Raw genomic sequence first — 18,380 nt, 5'->3', positions numbered from 1 at the left:
CCGCACGACCACGGAGGTCCCCCGTGTCCCCCCTTCCCGAGCGCGCCGCGCCCCGCGTCGAGGTCCACCCCGACGCCCACGCCCTGGCCACCGCCATCGCCGGAGAGCTGCTGCACCGCCTCTCCGACGCGCAGGCGGCCGGCCGCACCCCGCACGTCGTGCTGACCGGCGGCACCATCGCGGACGCCATGCACCACGAGCTGACCCGGCTCGCCCCCGCCTCGGGGGTCGACCTCGGCGAGGTCGAGCTCTGGTTCGGCGACGAGCGCTTCGTCGGCGGCGAGGACGCCGACCGCAACGTCGGTCAGGTCAGGCGCGCTTTCCTCGACCCGGCCGGCGTGCCGGCGCGTCGGGTGCACGCCATGCCCGCCACCGAGGACGCCTCGGACGTCGACGCCGCCGCCGCGTCCTACGCGCAGGAGCTGGCCGAGCACGGACCCGAGGAGTTCGACGTCGTGATGTTCGGCGTCGGCCCCGACGGCCACATCGCCTCCCTCTTCCCGGGCTTCCCCCAGCTCGCCGAGGAGACCGCGACGGTCCTGGGCGTCCGGGACGCCCCCAAGCCGCCGCCCGAGCGCGTCACCCTCACCTACCCGGCGCTGCGTCGGGCGCGGGCCGTGTGGTTCCTCGTCTCCGGCGAGGGCAAGGCCGAGGCCGTCGCCACCGCGCACGCCCCGGGCACCACCAAGGAGCAGATCCCCGCCGTCGGGCTCACCGGCACCGAGGACACCCGCTGGTTCCTGGACCGCGACGCCGCCTCCCGGCTCTGAGGCACGGCCGGACGCACGAGAGCCCCTGACCCGCACGGGTCAGGGGCTCTCGTCGTCCCGGGGCCGGCCGCTCGCGCGGACCGGCCGCGGATCAGAAGATCAGGTCGCCGGACTTGCGGCGGCTGCGCAGCAGGCTGAGGGCCTCGTCCAGGATGTCCTCGGCCTCCTTGTCGGAGCGGCGCTCCTTCACGTAGGCCAGGTGCGTCTTGTACGGCTCGATCTTGGGCGCCGGGGGCGGGTTGTCGGAGTCGACGCTGGCCGGCAGGCCGCACTTCGGGCAGTCCCACGTGTCGGGCACGGTGGCCTCGACCGAGAACGCCACGACCACGCGGTGCTCACGCGAGCAGAAGTACGAGACGGCCTGGCGGGGAGCCGCCTCGCCGCGCTCGGCCTCGCCCATCGGACCCGCACCGACCCGGCTGCCCCGGATCGCGTTTCCCCCACCAGCCATCGTGCTCTCCTCGTCCCCGTCGCGTCAGTAGGCCAGGTCGGTCAGTACGCCAGGATCAGCCCGAGGGCGATGGTCACGGCGAACCACAGCACGCCGGTGCCGATCGTCAGGCGGTCCAGGTTCTTCTCCGCCACCGACGAGCCGCCCAGCGAGCTCGACATGCCACCACCGAACATGTCGGACAGGCCGCCACCGCGGCCCTTGTGCAGGAGGACGAGCATGATCATCAGCACGCTGGTGATCACGAGCAGGACGGTGAAGACGGTAGCCACGGCGTCATCCTAGGCGACGAAGGTGAAGGGCACCGGCAGCGGGGCCTTGCGACCCGCCGCCGGTGCCCGACGTTCCTGCGACGACCCGTTCACGGCGGGTCGGGTGCTGCTCAGACGGCCGGCAGCTCCGCGAAGCGGCAGATGCCCGCGAACTCGTCCGCGACGAGGCTCGCGCCGCCCACGAGGCAGCCGTCCACGTCGTCCTTGGCCATGATGGCCGCGGCGTTGGCCGCCTTCACCGAGCCGCCGTAGAGCACGCGGACGGCGTCCGCGGCCTCGGCACCGAGGTTCTCGGCCACCCAGCCGCGGATGGCCGAGCACACCTCCTGCGCGTCCTCGGGGGTCGCGACCTCGCCGGTGCCGATGGCCCACACGGGCTCGTAGGCGACGACCAGGCCGGCGACCTCCTCGGCGGAGAAGCCCGCCAGGCTGCCCGCGACCTGCTCGAGGGTGTAGGAGACCTGCTCCCCCGCTTTGCGGACCTCGAGCGGCTCGCCGACGCACACGATCGGCGTCATGCCGGCGTCCAGCGCCTTGCGCGACTTGGTGTTGACCAGCGCGTCGGACTCGGCGTGGTACTCACGACGCTCCGAGTGGCCGGTGACGACGTAGCCGCAGCCGAGCTTCGCCAGCATCGCGGCCGACACCTCACCGGTGTAGGCGCCCGCGTCGTGCGCGGAGACGTCCTGCGCGCCGTAGGCGATCTTCAGCTTGTCGCCGTCCACCAGCGTCTGCACCGACCGCAGGTCGGTGAACGGGGGGACCACGACGACCTCGACGCCCGCGTAGTCGTGCTTCTTGTCGTCCAGCGTCCAGGCGAGCTTCTGGACCAGGGCGACGGCCTCGACGTGCGTGAGGTTCATCTTCCAGTTGCCCGCCATCAGCGGGGTGCGTGCCACGTGTCAGTCCTCCAGGATCTGCAGGCCGGGGAGGGTCTTGCCCTCGAGGTACTCCAGGCTGGCTCCGCCGCCCGTCGAGATGTGTCCGAAGTCGGAGTCGGCGAAGCCCAGGGCACGGACGGCGGCGGCGGAGTCGCCACCACCGACGACCGAGAGCCCGTCGACGCCGGTCAGCGCCTGGGCCACGGCCCGGGTGCCCTCCGCGAACGCCGCGACCTCGAACACGCCCATGGGGCCGTTCCAGAACACGGTGTGCGCCTCGGCGAGCACGGCCGCGAAGGCCTTGCCCGACTCCGGGCCGATGTCCAGGCCGAGGCTGTCCGCCGGGATCGCGTCCGCGGCGACGACCTGCGGGTGCGGCTCCACGTCCCCGGACGGGAAGGTGGTGTCCACGACGACGTCGGTGGGCAGGACGATCTTCACGCCCAGCTCCTCGGCGCGCGCCAGGTAGCCGCGGCAGGTCTCCAGCTGGTCGGCCTCGAGCAGGGACTTGCCGACCTCGTGGCCCTGGGCCGCGAGGAAGGTGAAGACCATGCCACCGCCGATGAGCAGGCTGTCGGCCTTGCCCAGCAGGTTGTCGATGACCCCGAGCTTGTCGGAGACCTTGGAGCCGCCCAGGACGACCGCGTACGGACGCACGGGGGACTCGGTCAGCCGCTCGAGCACCTCGACCTCGGTGGAGACCAGGCCACCCATGGCGTGCGGCAGCAGCGTGGCCACGTCGTAGACGGACGCCTGCTTGCGGTGCACCACGCCGAAGCCGTCGGAGACGAAGGCGTCGGCGAGCGCGGCGAGCTGCTGGGCGAACGCGAGGCGCTCGGCCTCGTCCTTGCTGGTCTCGCCCGCGTTGAAGCGGACGTTCTCCAGCAGGGCCACCTGGCCGTCGGCGAGGCCGGCGACCGTGGTGGTGGCGGACTCGCCGACGGTGTCGGTGGCGAAGGCCACCGGCGCGCCGAGGAGCTCGCCGAGACGGCCGGCGACGGGGGCCAGGGAGTACTTCGCCTCCGGGGCGCCCTTCGGACGGCCGAGGTGCGCGGTGACGACCACCCGGGCCCCGGCCTCGGCCAGGGCTCGGATGGTCGGCACGCTGGCGCGGATCCGTCCGTCGTCAGTGATGTTGCTGCCGTCGAGGGGGACGTTCAGGTCGGAGCGGACCAGGACCCGCTTGCCGGCGACGTCCCCGAGACCGGGGAAGTCGCTCATGTCAGAGGGTCTCCCCGACGTGCGCGATCAGGTCGACGAGGCGGTTGGAGTAGCCCCACTCGTTGTCGTACCAGCCGGCCACCTTGACGGTGTTGCCGATGACCTTGGTCAGCGGTGCGTCGAACACGCACGAGGCCGGGTCGGTGACGATGTCGGAGGAGACGATCGGCGCGGTCGAGTACTTGAGGAACTTGCCGTCGGACGCGGCCTTGACGATCTCGTTGACCTCCTCGACGGAGGTCTCGCGCGAGGCCTCGAAGGTGAGGTCGGTGAGCGAGCCGGTCGGGGTGGGCACGCGGAGGGCGTAGCCGTCCAGCTTGCCCTTGAGCTCGGGGAGCACGAGGCCGATCGCCTTCGCCGCACCGGTGGAGGTGGGGACGATGTTGAGGGCGGCGGCGCGGGCGCGGCGCAGGTCCTTGTGGATGTTGTCCTGCAGGTTCTGGTCCGCGGTGTAGGCGTGCACCGTGGTCATGAGGCCCTTGGTGATGCCGAGGCCGTCGTTGAGCGCCTTCGCCATCGGCGCCAGGCAGTTGGTCGTGCACGAGGCGTTGGAGATCACGGTGTGCGCGGCCGGGTCGTACAGGTCGTGGTTCACACCCATCACGATGGTGATGTCCTCGTTGGAGGCAGGCGCGGAGATGATGACCTTCTTGGCGCCGGCGTCGACGTGTGCCTTGGCCTTGGTGGCGTCGGTGAAGAAGCCGGTGGACTCGACGACGACGTCCACGTCCAGCTCGCCCCAGGCGAGGTTGGCGGGCTCGCGCTCGGAGGTGACCTTGATGGTCTTGCCGCCCACGATGATCGCGTCGTCGGTCGCCTCGACGTCCTCGGGCAGCACACCGAGGATCGAGTCGTACTTCAGCAGGTGGGCCAGCACGGAGTTGGCGGTCAGGTCGTTGATGCCGACGATCTCGACGTCAGCACCCGAGGCCGCCACGGCCCGGAAGAAGTTGCGGCCGATGCGGCCGAATCCGTTGATACCTACACGAACGGTCACTGCTGCTCCTGCTCAGATAGTCAGGTGAGGGTCGCGGCGAGTTCGGTCCCGCCGCTGCGAGGCCTGGTTCGGTCCAGACCCCTCGACCCTAGCGGGCCGAGGCCCCCAGCGGGATGGCGGCGTCCGTGCTACGAGCAGGTAACGAGGTGATGTCGGACTCCTCTCGCCGCCGTGTCACGTGCTGGCCACCGTGCGTCTGCCAAGCCACGCCCGACGAGCAATTGGAACGATCGAAAAATCCCCGCCGGGCGCGTCGCCCGGTTCAGGCCTCGTCGGCGAGCATCTCGGCGGTCAGCGACGACTCGGTGTCGGGGATGCCCAGGTCCTCGGCACGCTTGTCGGCCATCGCCAGGAGCCGGCGGATGCGTCCGGCGATCGCGTCCTTCGTGAGCACGGGGTCGTGCAGCTGGCCCAGCTCCTCCAGGGACGCCTGCTTGTGCTCGATCCGCAACGCGCCGGCGAGCTTGAGGTGGTCGGGCACCTCGTCGCCGAGGATCTCCAGCGCGCGCTCCACCCGGGCACCGGCCGCGACGGCGGCCCGGGCCGAGCGGCGGAGGTTGGCGTCGTCGAAGTTGGCGAGCCGGTTGGCCGTGGCACGCACCTCGCGGCGCATCCGACGCTCCTCCCACGCCAGCAGCGACTCGTGCGCCCCCAGTCGGGTCAGCAGCTGCCCGATGGCGTCGCCGTCGCGGACGACCACGCGGTCGACGCCGCGCACCTCGCGTGCCTTGGCCGAGATGCCGAGGCGACGTGCGACGCCGACGAGCGCGAGGGCGGCCTCGGAGCCCGGGCAGGTGATCTCCATGGAGCTCGAGCGGCCCGGCTCGGTCAGCGAGCCGTGCGCGAGGAAGGCACCGCGCCAGGCGGCGACCGCGTCACAGGTGCCGCCGGAGACGACAGCGGGCGGGAGGCCCCGCACGGGTCGCCCTCGCTGGTCCAGGAGCCCGGTCTGGCGGGCCAGCGCGTCCCCGTCCCGGTGGACCCGGACGAGGTAGCGGCTGCCCTTGCGCAGGCCGTTGCCCTGCACCATCACGATCTCGGATGAGGCGTTGAAGACCTCGGCGATGTCCTTGCGGAGCCGCCGTGCGGCCGCACCCGTGTCGAGCTCGGCCTCGATGACGACCTTGCCGCTCACCAGGTGGAGGCCACCCGCGAACCGCAGCATGGTCGCCACCTCGGCCTTGCGGCAGCACGTGCGGGTGACCTGCGTGTTCGCGAGCTCCGCCTTGACCTGTGCCGTCATCGCCATGCGGACGATCCTGCCACGCGGACTCCCTGCGCACCCGTTCCGGGGACGGTGTCGCGCCCGGCGTGGTGACGCGTGCCGCGGCCCGTGTCATCCCCGGAATCGGTGACGAGCCCCTCCAGCGCGCCCGCGAGCAGGTGGACGTCGTGCCGCGGGGTGCCGTCGGCCATGGCCACCGGCGTGACGACGAGGCGCGCGCCGCAGCCGACGGCCTCTCGCTCGAGGGCTGGGAGGGTCCGGTCGTCGAGCATGCGGGGGTCGACCACCACGGCGTCGACGCGCAGGTCGGGGGCGTGCTCGCGCAGGACGCGCAGGTGGTCGGCGGGCGCGAAGCCACCGGTCTCCCCCGGCTGCTCGGCGAGGTTCAGGACGACGGCCACCCGGGCGCGCGTGCTCACCAGCGCCTCCCGCAGGCCGGGCACCATCAGGTGCGGGAGCACGGAGGTGAACCACGAGCCCGGCCCCAGCAGCACCCAGTCGGCCGCGCTGACCGCGGCGAGCGCCTCGTCGCACGGGACGGGGTCGTGCGGCTCGAGCGCCACGGACTCGATCCGACCCGGGGTGGTGGCCACCTCCACCTGGCCGCGCACGGTCGAGACCGCGTCCGGGGCCCCGGGGTCGGCGCCGCGCACCTGCGCCCGGATGTCCATCGGCGAGAGCGCCATGGGCAGCACCCGGCCCTGCGCCCCGAGCAGCCTCCCCACGAGGTCGAGGGCGGCGACGTGGTCACCCAGCTGCTCCCAGAGCGCCACGATCAGCAGGTTGCCGACGTTGTGGCCCCGCATCTCGCCGTCGCCGGCGAAGCGGTGCTGGAGCACCCGCTCCCACGTGCCGCCCCAGTCGTCGGAGCCGCAGAGTGCCGCCAGGGCCATCCGCAGGTCCCCCGGCGGCAGCACCCCGAACTCCCCCCGCAGCCGGCCCGAGGAACCGCCGTTGTCCGCGACGGTGACCACGGCGGTCACCTCGTCCACGACGCCGTCGTAGCTGAGCTCGCGCAGCGCGCGCAGCGTGGCGTGCAGCCCGTGCCCGCCGCCGAGCGCGACGACGCGTCGGGTGCTCACTCCCGCCCCAGGTCGCGGTGGGTGGTCGTCGCCTGGAGGCCCTGCTCGACGAGACGTCGGGCCACCTCCTCGGTCATGGCGACGCTGCGATGCTTGCCCCCGGTGCAGCCGATGGCGATCCGCATGAACCGCTTGCCCTCGCGCACGTAGCCCTCGGCGACGCCCGTGAGCACCGGCAGGTAGCCGTCGAGGAACTCGGCCGCGCCCGGCTGGGAGAGCACGTAGTCGGAGACCTCCGCGTCGCGGCCCGTGGAGGCGCGCAGCTCGGGGATCCAGTGCGGGTTCGGCAGGAACCGCATGTCCGCGACGTAGTCGGCGTCGACCGGGATGCCGTACTTGAAGCCGAAGCTGACGACACGGATGCGCAGGCGCGTGGACTCCGGGTCGCCGAAGGACTCGCGGATGCGCTTGGTCAGCTGGTGGACGTTCAGCGACGTGGTGTCGATCAGCAGGTCGGCGTCGCCACGCAGGGCGGCGAGCACCTCGCGCTCGCGCTGCAGGCCGTCGAGGAGCCGACCGCTGCCCTGGAGCGGGTGCGGGCGGCGGGCCGCCTCCTGGCGCCGCACCAGGACCTCGTCACCGGCCTCGAGGAAGAGCAGCGTGGACCGTCGTCCGTGCGCCCCCTCGGCCAGGTGCTGCTGGAGAGAGTCGAAGAACGACCCCGACCGCACGTCGACCACCACCGCGACCGGCTGGGCCACGCCGCGACTGTCGTCGACCAGCCGGACCACGTCCACCAGCAGGCTCGGCGGGAGGTTGTCCACGACGTAGTACCCGAGGTCCTCCAGCTCCTTGGCGGCGGTGCTGCGCCCGGCACCGGTCATCCCGGTGACGACCACGAGGGGTCCTGCCTCGGCCTGCCCCGGCGACGCCGGCGCATCGCTGCCGGCGTCGCTGCCGGTGTGGCTCACGGGTTCGCTGCTGGTGCTCATGCTTCCTCGATCTCGCCGGTGGCGGTGTTGACGACCCACCCGCGCTCGCCCGTGGAGGTCGAGGGGGTCGTGGACGCGTCGGTGCCGTTCCCATCCTCGCCGCTCGCGGCGCCTGCGGCAGGCTGCGACCCACCGGGGTCGACCGCCGTCTTGATCGCCGTGGCCGTGCGCGGGCCGATGCCGGGCACGGCGGCGATCTCCTCGACGGTGGCCGCACGGAGCTTCTTCAGGGACCCGAAGTGGGTCATGAGGGTCTTGCGCCGCACCTCACCGAGGCCCGGCACGTCGTCGAGGACCGACTCGACCATGGACTTCGAGCGGCGGCTGCGGTGGTGGGTGATGGCGAAGCGGTGGGCCTCGTCGCGCAGGCGCTGGAGCAGGTAGAGCCCCTCGGAGGTGCGCGGGAGGATCACCGGGTCCTCGTCGTCCGGGATCCAGACCTCCTCCAGCCGCTTGGCCAGCCCGCACACCGGCACGTCGTCGATGCCCAGCTCGTCGAGGGCCGCCTTGGCGGCCGCGACCTGCGGCGGGCCGCCGTCCACGACCACGAGTCCCGGCTGGTAGGCGAACTTGCGCGGGCGGCCCGTCTCCGGGTCGACCAGCATCGGACCACTGTCGCCGTCCCCGGGGCGGTACTCGCTCCGCGCCTGCTCGTCGAGCAGCCGCCTGAACCTGCGGGTGATGACCTCGTGCATGGACGCGACGTCGTTCTGCCCGTCGACGCCCTTGATGACGAAGCGCCGGTACTCGGACTTGCGGGCCAGGCCGTCCTCGAAGACCACCATGGACGCGACGACCTCGGTGCCCTGCAGGTTGGAGATGTCGTAGCACTCGATGCGCAGCGGCACGTCGTCGAGCGCGAGCGCCTCCTGGATCTCCTCCAGGGCCCGGTTGCGGGTGGTGAGGTCGCTGGCGCGCTTGGTCTTGTGCAGCGCCAGGGACTGCTTCGCGTTCTTCTCCACCGTCTCCAGCAACGTGCGCTTGTCCCCGCGCTGCGGGACCCGGACCTGGACGCGGGAGCCGCGCCGCTCCCCCAGCAGCTCCTCGAGGGTCTCGGTGTCGGTGGGCATCTGCGGCACCAGGATCTCCTTGGGCACCGCCTCCCCCGACTCCCCGGCGTAGAGCTGGAGCAGGAAGGTCTCGACGAGGTCGGCGGTGTCGCCGGAGTCCATCCGGTCCGCCACCCAGCCACGCTGCCCGCGGATGCGGCCGCCGCGGACGTAGAACACCTGCACGGCCACCTCGAGCGGGTCCTCCGCCAGGGCGACGACGTCGGCGTCCGCCCTGTCGCCGAGGACGACGGCCTGCTTCTCCAGGGCGCGGTTCATGGCCCCGAGGTCGTCGCGCAGCCGGGCCGCGCGCTCGAAGTCGAGGTCCTCGCTGGCCGCGTACATCTCCTTCTCCACGCGTCGGACGAACGCCTGGGTGCGCCCGCCCATGAAGTCGCAGAAGTCGTCCACGATCGCGCGGTGCTCCTCCGGGGAGACCTTGCCGACGCAGGGCGCGGAGCACTTGTCGATGTAGCCCAGCAGGCACGGCCGGCCGATCTGGGCGGAACGCTTGAACACGCCGTTGCTGCACGAGCGCATCGGGAAGACGCGCAGGAGCACGTCGACGGTCTCGCGGATGGCCCAGGCGTGGCTGTAGGGCCCGAAGTAGCGGGTGCCGCGTCGCTTGGCGCCCCGGCCGACCATCACCCGGGGAAACTCCTCCGACATCGTCACAGCGAGCCACGGGTAGGACTTGTCGTCGCGGTACTTGACGTTGAACCGGGGGTCGAACTCCTTGATCCAGGAGTACTCCAGCTGGAGCGCCTCGACCTCGGTGTTGACCACCGTCCACTCCACGCTGCGCGCGGTCGTGACCATGGTCGCCGTGCGCGGGTGCAGGTTGTGGATCGGCTGGAAGTAGTTCGAGAGCCTCGCCCGCAGGCTGTTGGCCTTGCCCACGTAGATGACGCGGCCGTGGCCGTCCCGGAACTTGTAGACCCCTGGCTGCGTGGGGATGGTGCCCGGCTCGGGTCGGTAGGACAGGGGGTCGGAGGTCCTCGTCACGCGTCGTGCAGCCACCGCGTCAGCCTACGAGCCGGGTCCGACAGGTGCGTCACCCGCGACGCGGCCCTGGTCTCAGGCGACCGTGACCTCGTCGGCGTCGACGGTCACCTCGACGCTGCCCAGCGGGGACGGGGCGGGGCCGGAGACGACCTCGCCGGTCGCTACGTCGAAGACCGAGTTGTGGCAGGTGCAGACGATCCCGTCGGCACTGATCTGGCTGACGATGCAGCCCTGGTGCGTGCAGACGGCCGAGAAGCCCTTGTACTCGCCCTCGGTGGGCTGGGTGACGACGACCTCGGCGTCGGTGTAGATCACGCCACTGCCCACGGGCACGTCGGCCGCGGCCCCGAGGGCCTCGCCGGACGTCGCGGTCGGCTCGGTGTCGGTCGCGGCCTCCTCGGAGGAGCCGCAGGCAGCCAGCACCGGCGCCGTGAGGCCGGCTGCGCCCAGCCCGAGGGCGCGGCGGCGGCTCAGGCCGTGCCCGGCGCCGCAGCAGCACCCGGTGGAGCCCGAGTGCTGGTCCGTGGTGGAGGAGTCGGTCTGCTGGGCGTCGGTCACGGCGTTCTCCTACGGTCCGGTGCGGGTCCCGAGGCGCGCACGCGCCCCGTCGGTGTGCCGAACCTACCGGGGCCCGCCCAGCACGAGCGGCTCGTCGCGGCGACCAGCGCGTCGCGGGGTCAGGCCTTCTTCTTCCTCGTCCGGGAGGCCGCCCGCTCGTTCGCCGCCCGGCTGGCCGCCTGGCGGCGGGTCCCGCGCGTGGGCGCCGGCGCCTCGCTGGCCGGCAGCATGCGCTTCGGCTGCTCGGCCTCCTTGCCCTCCAGGAGGGGCTGGAGGAAGCGTCCGGTGTGGCTCTCCGGGGTGCCGGCCACCTTCTCCGGCGTCCCCTCGACGACGACGGTGCCGCCACCGGAGCCGCCCTCGGGGCCCATGTCGACCAGCCAGTCGGCCGACTTGATGACGTCGAGGTTGTGCTCGATCACGAGCACGGTGTTGCCGTTGTCGACGAGCTTGTGCAGGACGAGGAGGAGCTTGCGGATGTCCTCGAAGTGCAGGCCGGTCGTGGGCTCGTCCAGGACGTAGACCGTGCGGCCGGTCGAGCGCTTCTGCAGCTCCGCGGCCAGCTTGACGCGCTGCGCCTCGCCGCCCGAGAGCGTGGTCGCCGGCTGACCGAGACGCACGTACCCCAGGCCGACCTCGACCAGGGTCTTGAGGTGCCGGTTGATCGCGGGGACGGCCTCGAAGAAGTCGACGGCCTCCTCGATCGGCATGTCGAGGACCTCGGCGATGGTCTTGCCCTTGTAGTGCACCTCGAGCGTCTCGCGGTTGTACCGGGCGCCGTGGCAGACCTCGCACGGCACGTAGACGTCCGGCAGGAAGTTCATCTCGATCTTGATGGTGCCGTCGCCGGAGCAGGCCTCGCAGCGTCCGCCCTTGACGTTGAACGAGAAGCGGCCCTGCAGGTAGCCGCGGACCTTCGCCTCCTGGGTGGCCGCGAACAGCTTGCGCACGTGGTCGAAGACGCCCGTGTAGGTGGCCGGGTTCGACCGCGGGGTGCGGCCGATCGGCGACTGGTCGACGTGGATCACCTTGTCCACGTGCTCCATGCCGGTGATGGCACGGTGCCGCCCGGGCAGCGTGCGGGCGTTGTAGAGCTCCTTGGCCAGCGAGGTGTAGAGGATGTCGTTGACCAGGGTGGACTTGCCGGAGCCCGAGACGCCGGTGACCGCCACGAGCAGCCCCAGCGGGAACGAGACGTCCACGTTGCGCAGGTTGTTCTCCCGCGCGCCGAGGACGGCGAGCTCACGACCCTTGGTGCGGGGGCGCCGCACGCCGGGGACGGGGATCTCCCGGCGGCCGGAGAGGTACATGCCGGTGAGCGAGTCGGGGTGGGCGTAGAGGTCCTCGACGGTGCCGGAGTGGACCACCTGGCCGCCGTGCTCGCCGGCACCCGGACCGATGTCGACGACCCAGTCGGCCACCTTCATCGTGTCCTCGTCGTGCTCCACGACGATCAGCGTGTTGCCGAGGTCGCGCAGGCGCACCAGCGTCTCGATCAGGCGCGCGTTGTCGCGCTGGTGCAGGCCGATGGACGGCTCGTCCAGCACGTACAGGACGCCGACGAGGCCGGCACCGATCTGCGTCGCCAGGCGGATGCGCTGGGCCTCACCACCCGAGAGCGAGCCCGAGGGGCGTGCCAGCGAGAGGTACTCCAGGCCGACGTCGAGGAGGAACTGGAGCCGCTCGTTGATCTCCTTGAGGACCCGCTCGCCGATCTGCCGCTCGCGTGCGGTCATGTCCAGGTCGGCCAGGAACTCGGCCGCCTCGCTGATCGAGAGGGCGCAGACCTGCGCGATGCCGAGCTCGCGACCGTCGCGGGAGGTCACCGTCACCGCACGGACGGTCTCGCGCAGGCGCGTGCCCTCGCACGTGGGGCAGGGCACCTCACGCATGAAGCCCTCGAACCGCTCGCGGCTCGTGTCCGACTCCGCCTCGCGGTGCCGGCGCTCGATGTAGGAGCGGACACCCTCGAACTGGGCGTCGTAGGCGCGCTGGCGGCCGTAGCGGTTGCGGGTGACCACGTGCACCTTGGTCGAGTGGCCCTCGATGATCGAGCGCCGCGCCTTGGCGGGCATCTCCTCCCAGGGCGTGTTCAGGTCGAACCCGAGCTCGTCGCCCAGCGCGCCGAGCAGCCGCAGGAAGTAGTCGCTCACGTGGGCGTGGGCCCACGGCACGATCGCGCCCTCGCCCAGGGTCGCGGACGGGTTGGGGACGACCAGCTCGGGGTCGACCTCCATCCGCGTGCCGATGCCGGAGCACGCCGGGCAGGCACCGAAGGGCGCGTTGAACGAGAACGAGCGCGGCTCGAGCTCCTCCACGTCGATGGCGTGCTCGTTGGGGCAGGCCATCTTCTCGCTGAACCGCATCTCGCGGCCCGGGTCGCCCTCCTCGAGGTCGACGAAGTCGAGCACGACCAGCCCGTCGGCCAGGCGCAGGGCGGTCTCGACGGAGTCGGTGAGGCGGCGCTTCGCGCTCTCCTTGACCGCGAGCCGGTCGATCACGACCTCGATGGTGTGCTTGAGCTTCTTGTCGAGCGTGGGCGGGGAGTCGAGCGTGTGCGTGGCACCGTCGACCCGGACGCGGGAGTAGCCCTGCGTCTGGAGCTGGGAGAACAGCTCGACGTACTCGCCCTTGCGGCCGCGGACCACCGGCGCGAGGACCTGGAAGCGGCGGCCCTCCTCCAGCGTCAGCACGCGGTCCACGATCTGCTGCGGCGTCTGCCGCTCGATCAGGGAGCCGCAGGTGGGGCAGTGCGGCCGGCCGGCTCGCGCGTAGAGCAGGCGCAGGTAGTCGTAGACCTCGGTGATGGTGCCCACCGTCGAGCGCGGGTTGCGCGAGGTGGACTTCTGGTCGATCGAGACCGCCGGGGAGAGGCCCTCGATGAAGTCGACGTCGGGCTTGTCCATCTGACCGAGGAACTGCCGGGCGTAGGCCGACAGCGACTCCACGTAGCGGCGCTGGCCCTCGGCGAAGATCGTGTCGAAGGCCAGCGAGGACTTGCCCGAGCCCGACAGGCCGCTGAAGACGATCAGCGAGTCGCGCGGCAGGTCGACCGACACGTCCTTCAGGTTGTGCTCGCGGGCACCACGCACCACCAGCTGGTTCAGCGCGGGGGTGCGGGCGTCGTCCACGACAGGAGCCTCCGACTCGGCCACAGGGGTCCTCTCCAGGCAGGGTGCCGCCCCACGGGCGTGGCAGGGCCACGGAGTGTCGGGGACGGCAGACGTTCGAACGTGCGTTCCCCAGCCTACGGTGTTCGCCAGGGAGGTCCCAGCCTCTCACGCGCCACCGACATCCCGGGTGGGTGAGCGCCCACCGCACGACCGGGCCCCACGCGGGCGGACGAGGAGCACCCATGAGCGAGAGCTACACCGGCCAGGTCACCGTCGGCGGTCCGCCCGCCGTCCGCGAGATCGGCGACCTGCGCGTGACCAAGGTCGCGGTCGACCCGCGCATGGCCAACAACGCCTACCTGCTCACGTGCCTCTCCACCGGCGACCAGGTGCTGGTGGACGCGGCGGACGACGCTGCCACGCTGCTGACCGTCCTCGACCAGAAGCGGCTCCGTGCGGTGGTCACCACGCACCAGCACTGGGACCACCACCGGGCGCTGGCCGACGTCGTGGCCGCGACCGGTGCCGGGGTGGTCGTGGGCGCCCCGGACGCCGCGGCGGTGTCCGAGCAGACGGGGGTGACGGTCACGCGGGAGGTCTCCGACGGGGACACCGTGGCCGTGGGGTCCTGTGCCGTGGAGGTCGTGCGGGTCACCGGGCACACCCCCGGGGCGATCGTGCTGGCGTTCACCGAGCCCAGCGGCCGCGCCCACCTGTTCACCGGCGACTCGCTGTTCCCCGGTGGCCCGGGCAAGACGCCGGACCCCGAGGCGTTCGCCTCGATCATGGACGACCTGGAGACGAAGGTCTTCGCCCGCTTCGGCGACGACACGTGGTTCTACCCCGGGCACGGGGACGACTCCACCCTCGGCACGGAGCGTCCCCGCCTCGCCGAGTGGCGAGCCCGGGGCTGGTGAGGCGCGAGCCTCAGGCCACGTGACGGCGGCCGGCGCGCCCGGTCTCCTCGAGGCCGCCGTAGGGCCAGCTGCCCGGGTGGGTGATGGTCAGCCCCGCCACGGTCTCGGTGCCGCCCGGAGCCAGCAGCTCCTCCTCGTCCCCCAGCATCTCGCGCAGCGGGATGCCCGAGGCGGTCGTGGGCTCCGGCATCGACACCACGGGGGCGTCCGCGGCGGGCATGCCTGGGGCGGTGACCTCGGGCAGCGCCGAGCCGCCCTCGGCACGGACGACCGGTCGGGCGGCGCGCGCCACGACCCGCACCTCCTGGTCGGCCGCGTAGCGTCGCAGCGCAGCGAGGTCCGGCAGCGTGTCGTCGGCCAGGTGGCGGCGCATCTCGTCCTCGTCGGTGCCGGCGCGGACGACGGCCGCCAGGACGTGGGGGTCGTGGCGGTGCGCCCAGGCGCTCAGCACCGCCACGTCGACACGGGTGGTGGCGGCCATGACGTAGGCCGCGTCGGCGTGGTGGAGGCCCTCGGTGCGCAGCAGACGACCCAGCTCGGTCCGGGCGGACACGCCGGAGCTCGCGCCGGCCGGCGCGGGCGCGCGGCCGGCCGCCACGACGTACCAGACGATCGTCCCGAGCAGGCCGGTCATCGCGATCAGCAGCAGCATCATCAGTTCTTCCCCTTCCCGGAGGCCGAGGACTCGAACCTTGCTGGATCGATGGGGGCCGACGACGTCCGGTGCGTCGACGCCGCGGTGGCCGGACCTGGGGGTGGACCGGTCGCCCGCGCTTCCCAGGTCGACAGGCTCCATGGTGGGGCACCAGGACACCTGTCGGGAGGGTCGTAATGACAGTCCTGCCCTGGTCCGTTGCGACTACTGGTACGGCCCGTTCGGGCCATCTTCACCCTGGGGCGGACAAAAATGCCCCACTGGGCGTTTGACCTGCATCATCCAGGGCACAGTGGCCCGTTACAGGTGTGCGCTCAGCTCGCCGTCAGGCGAAGTGACCGCCGTCATCGCGGCGCTCGTCGGGGACGGCGGCACCCCGCAGGATCATCTCCGCCTCGGCCACGAGCCGGGCCACCGCGATCTCGATCGCGACCTCCTCGGCCCACCGGTCGGCAGCCCGCTGGCTCGCCTCGTCCTCCGGCACGCCGGGTCCTTCGGCGACCGCCGGCTCGGCGACACGCCTCTCCACGACAGGCCTCTCGACGACAGGGGGCTGCGGGACGGCCGGCGACAGGGCCGGCCGTGCCATGGAGAGGAGCGGGACGAGCAGCAGGACCGGCGACGCGGCCAGGGCGAGGCCCAGGAGGAGGGCGAGGCCCGGCGCGGGCACGGTGTCGAGGGCAGCGCCGACGGCGGCGTCGAGCGTGTGGACGACGGGCAGGGCGGAGTGCACGGTCACGGGGGGCTCCTCACGGTCTCCGACGTGCGGGCGGCGCGCCTGGGGGGGAGAGACCGGGACGCACGGCACAACGAGCCGTAGCCCAGGGCGTCACGGCCAGGTGCGCGGCCGGGCCTGCGCCTGCCGCTCCCCCGCGCAGAGACACGCGCGCCGGTGCGTAGGCTCGGGCGCGTGATCGAGCTGCGCACCCCGACCCAGATCCAGCAGATGCGTCCCGCGGGACGCTTCGTGGCCGACGTCCTCACCGCCCTCCAGGGCGCCGCCGACGTGGGCGTCAACCTGCTCGAGCTGGACGCGCTCGCGCACGCCATGATCCGGGAGCGCGGGGCGGAGTCCTGCTACATCGACTACCACCCGAGCTTCGGCGCCTCGCCGTTCGGCAAGGTCCTGTGCACCTCCGTCAACGACGCGGTCCTGCACGGACTGCCGCACGACTACGTGCTGCGCGACGGCGACCTGCTCTCGGTCGACTTCGCGGCCTCCGTGGACGGCTGGGTGGCGGACTCCGCCCTCAGCGTCGTGGTGGGCACGCCGCGCGAGGAGGACCTGCGCCTCATCGAGACCACCACGCGGGCCCTGGACGCCGCGATCGGGGCCGCCACGGTGGGCAACCGCCTCGGCGACATCTCCGCGGCCATCGCCGGCGTGGCCCGGGCCGAGGGCCTCGCGATCAACACCCAGTTCGGTGGTCACGGCGTCGGACGCACCATGCACGGCGACCCCCACGTCCCCAACGACGGGCGAGCCGGACGCGGCCTCAAGCTCGCCGAGGGCCTCGTGATCGCCATCGAGCCGTGGTTCCTGCACACCACCGACGAGATCTACACCGACGCGGACGGGTGGACGCTCCGGTCCGCCGACGGCTCCCGTGGCGCCCACATGGAGCACACCGTGGCGATCACCGCGGAGGGGCCGCTCGTCCTCACCGCCCGGGACTGATCCCGGACCAGGGCCCGGGCCCTGCGACCCCGATCGGGTGACGTGGCGCACACCCCACCCCGCCGCGCTCCCGCTCCGCGTCCATGGGGCCTACCCTCTCCCCATGGAGACGACCGAGACGCAGACCCAGCAGGACCAGAAGGTTGCCGCCCCCGCCGTGACCGGCATGGTGGCCAATCCGCGCCGCACGAAGCTCTGACCCACGTCGGAGCACCCTTTCGACGTGTTCTCCGGCCCGGCCACCCGCGGGTGGCCGGGCCGGAGTGCTTCCGGAGTGCTTCCCAGGCGCCTGGGAGTCGAGGAGCCGGCGTCGCTCAGGGCCGCCTCGCGAGCACGAACACGCGGTCGGAGTCCTCGCCGTCCTCGGGGCGGGCGCCCCGGACGTACCACTCCACGTCCTCCAGCCCCGCGGCCCGCACGGCCTCGACGAGCCGCGTCGGATCGGTGGGCACCACGGCCAGGCCGGTGACGTCGTAGCCCAGCCACTCCCCGACCCGATGCACCTCGGTGCCGGTGAACGTCGCGAGCAGGAGCTGCCCGCCGGGCGCCAGCGGACGGGCCAGGGCCGCGACCACGTCCGGCAGCTCGCCGGGGCTGAAGTGGTGGGTGGAGAACCAGGAGACGACCGCGCCCCAGCCCTCGGCGGCCTCGGGCCGCATCAGCCGGCGCAGGTCTCCCACGTCGAAGCGCAGCTCGGGGTGCCGAGCGCGGGCGAGCGCGGCCATGGCGGGGCTGACGTCGAGGCCCCGGGCGTCGGCGCCCTGGGCGGCCAGGTAGGCCGTGACGTGTCCCGGGCCGGCACCGGCCTCGACCAGCGGGAGTCCCGTCTCGGCAGCGTGCTCCGCCACCCGCCAGAGCAGCCAGCGCTCCAGCGGAAGCCCCCAGCCGTCGAGCTCCGTGGCATAGCGCTCGGCGTAGGCGTCGGCCAGGCCGTCGTACATCCCCAGGACCACGGCGTCCCTGGCCTCCGGGCCGTCCTCGGCTCCGGCGTCGTCGGGCAGGGCGGGCGCGGCGGCGGCCGCGGCCCCCGGCTCCGGCCCGAGCAGGTGGGCCCAGCGGTGGTCCCGGTCGCCGGAGCGACGGTCGAGGCGGCGCACGAGCGGCTGCTCGCGGGCGGCCAGCTCCTCCAGCGTCCGCTCGACGTCCTCGCGGTCGGCGAAGGCGTGCAGCCGCTCGGTGCGCGAGCGCAGCTCGCCGGGCGACTGCGGACCGCGCAGCAGGAGCACCGTGAGCAGCGCCTTCTCGTCCTCGGCGAGACCGAGCACCTCGTCCAGCGCCTGGTGGTACTTCAGGGTGCGCCGACCGCTGTCGGCCCACACGATGCGCAGCAGCCCCTGCTCCTTCAGCGCGCGGACCGTGGCCTCCACCGTCTGCTCGTCCAGGTCCATGACCGGCTCGCGCGAGCTGGACTGGTTGCACGCCGTGCGTAGTGCGTTGAGCGTCATCGGGTACGACCCCGGCACGGTGACCTGCTTCTCCATCAGCGCGCCCAGCACGCGCTGGGACACCTCGTCCAGGTCGGCCGCGTCGGCCGGGTGCGTCGTCGACATGGCCCCACCCTAGTGAGGCCCGCC

The 18,380-nt window shown here is 72.6% G+C and carries 16 protein-coding genes and 1 pseudogene; 3 read left to right on the top strand and 14 right to left on the bottom strand.

Translation table 11 applies throughout. From position 1 onward, the window contains the following. The first annotated feature begins 23 nt into the window (after positions 1-23). Entirely contained in the window at positions 24-770 is a 747-nt protein-coding gene (gene pgl / locus M8316_RS03345; RefSeq protein WP_250052006.1) for a 6-phosphogluconolactonase, read from the top strand. Positions 771-861: 91 nt separating this feature from the next. Here pgl and M8316_RS03340 read toward each other — a convergent pair whose 3' ends face one another. The 11 genes and pseudogenes from M8316_RS03340 to uvrA all read right to left on the bottom strand — a co-directional run bounded on the left by M8316_RS03340 (position 862) and on the right by uvrA (position 13,574). After that, entirely contained in the window at positions 862-1,221 is a 360-nt protein-coding gene (locus tag M8316_RS03340) for an RNA polymerase-binding protein RbpA (protein ID WP_250052004.1), read from the bottom strand. A gap of 41 nt (positions 1,222-1,262) precedes the next feature. Then, on the bottom strand, positions 1,263-1,493 hold the full coding sequence (secG, locus tag M8316_RS03335) for a preprotein translocase subunit SecG (protein WP_250052003.1): 231 nt from the start codon (positions 1,491-1,493) through the stop codon (positions 1,263-1,265). A gap of 110 nt (positions 1,494-1,603) precedes the next feature. Then, positions 1,604-2,392, bottom strand: a complete 789-nt coding sequence (gene tpiA, locus M8316_RS03330) for a triose-phosphate isomerase (protein ID WP_250052002.1) — start codon at positions 2,390-2,392, stop codon at positions 1,604-1,606. A gap of 3 nt (positions 2,393-2,395) precedes the next feature. Further along, complete coding sequence (locus M8316_RS03325) at positions 2,396-3,595, bottom strand: phosphoglycerate kinase (RefSeq protein ID WP_250052001.1); 1,200 nt, start codon at positions 3,593-3,595, stop codon at positions 2,396-2,398. Between the two features lies 1 nt (position 3,596). Continuing rightward, positions 3,597-4,592, bottom strand: coding sequence for a type I glyceraldehyde-3-phosphate dehydrogenase (gap, locus tag M8316_RS03320; RefSeq protein ID WP_250052000.1), 996 nt, complete (start codon positions 4,590-4,592; stop codon positions 3,597-3,599). Positions 4,593-4,854: 262 nt separating this feature from the next. After that, entirely contained in the window at positions 4,855-5,841 is a 987-nt protein-coding gene (gene whiA / locus M8316_RS03315; RefSeq protein ID WP_250051999.1) for a DNA-binding protein WhiA, read from the bottom strand. A 104-nt stretch (positions 5,842-5,945) separates the two neighbouring features. Then, positions 5,946-6,899: pseudogene (locus tag M8316_RS03310) on the bottom strand (gluconeogenesis factor YvcK family protein); the annotation flags it as partial. Beyond that, the gene (rapZ, locus tag M8316_RS03305; RefSeq protein WP_272494596.1) at positions 6,896-7,831 is read right to left on the bottom strand and encodes an RNase adapter RapZ; all 936 of its coding nucleotides are present in this window, start codon (positions 7,829-7,831) and stop codon (positions 6,896-6,898) included. The pseudogene M8316_RS03310 and the gene rapZ, both read right to left, overlap by 4 nt. Further along, positions 7,828-9,900: an excinuclease ABC subunit UvrC gene (uvrC, locus tag M8316_RS03300; RefSeq protein ID WP_250051997.1), complete on the bottom strand. Its 2,073-nt coding sequence runs from the start codon at positions 9,898-9,900 to the stop codon at positions 7,828-7,830. The genes rapZ and uvrC overlap by 4 nt, the downstream gene beginning before the upstream one ends. Positions 9,901-9,957: 57 nt before the next feature. After that, a complete protein-coding gene (locus tag M8316_RS03295) occupies positions 9,958-10,443 on the bottom strand; it encodes a Rieske (2Fe-2S) protein (RefSeq protein WP_250051995.1) in 486 nt (161 codons plus the stop codon). A gap of 119 nt (positions 10,444-10,562) precedes the next feature. Continuing rightward, entirely contained in the window at positions 10,563-13,574 is a 3,012-nt protein-coding gene (gene uvrA / locus M8316_RS03290) for an excinuclease ABC subunit UvrA (protein ID WP_250051993.1), read from the bottom strand. A gap of 224 nt (positions 13,575-13,798) precedes the next feature. Between uvrA and M8316_RS03285 the strand changes: the two genes are divergently transcribed. Next, the gene (locus M8316_RS03285) at positions 13,799-14,473 is read left to right on the top strand and encodes an MBL fold metallo-hydrolase (protein WP_250051991.1); all 675 of its coding nucleotides are present in this window, start codon (positions 13,799-13,801) and stop codon (positions 14,471-14,473) included. A 10-nt stretch (positions 14,474-14,483) separates the two neighbouring features. Here the strand turns inward: M8316_RS03285 and M8316_RS03280 are convergent, their stop codons facing one another. Next, entirely contained in the window at positions 14,484-15,128 is a 645-nt protein-coding gene (locus M8316_RS03280; protein ID WP_250051990.1) for a hypothetical protein, read from the bottom strand. 325 nt (positions 15,129-15,453) lie between these two features. Continuing rightward, positions 15,454-15,867 carry a hypothetical protein gene (locus tag M8316_RS03275; RefSeq protein WP_250051988.1) on the bottom strand — a complete coding sequence of 138 codons (414 nt, stop codon included), beginning with the start codon at positions 15,865-15,867 and terminating at the stop codon, positions 15,454-15,456. A 171-nt stretch (positions 15,868-16,038) separates the two neighbouring features. On the opposite strand from M8316_RS03275, the gene map reads away from it, so the two are divergent. Continuing rightward, positions 16,039-16,806: a type I methionyl aminopeptidase gene (gene map / locus M8316_RS03270; RefSeq protein WP_250051986.1), complete on the top strand. Its 768-nt coding sequence runs from the start codon at positions 16,039-16,041 to the stop codon at positions 16,804-16,806. Between the two features lie 314 nt (positions 16,807-17,120). On the opposite strand, the gene M8316_RS03265 is transcribed toward map, so the two are convergent. After that, a complete protein-coding gene (locus tag M8316_RS03265) occupies positions 17,121-18,356 on the bottom strand; it encodes a DUF480 domain-containing protein (RefSeq protein ID WP_250051985.1) in 1,236 nt (411 codons plus the stop codon). Positions 18,357-18,380: the final 24 nt, after the last annotated feature.

The organism is Nocardioides bruguierae, assembly GCF_023554635.1.
In the GTDB taxonomy this organism is placed as follows: Bacteria; Actinomycetota; Actinomycetes; order Propionibacteriales; family Nocardioidaceae; genus Nocardioides; species Nocardioides bruguierae.
This window is presented reverse-complemented; position numbering and strand designations above follow the sequence as displayed.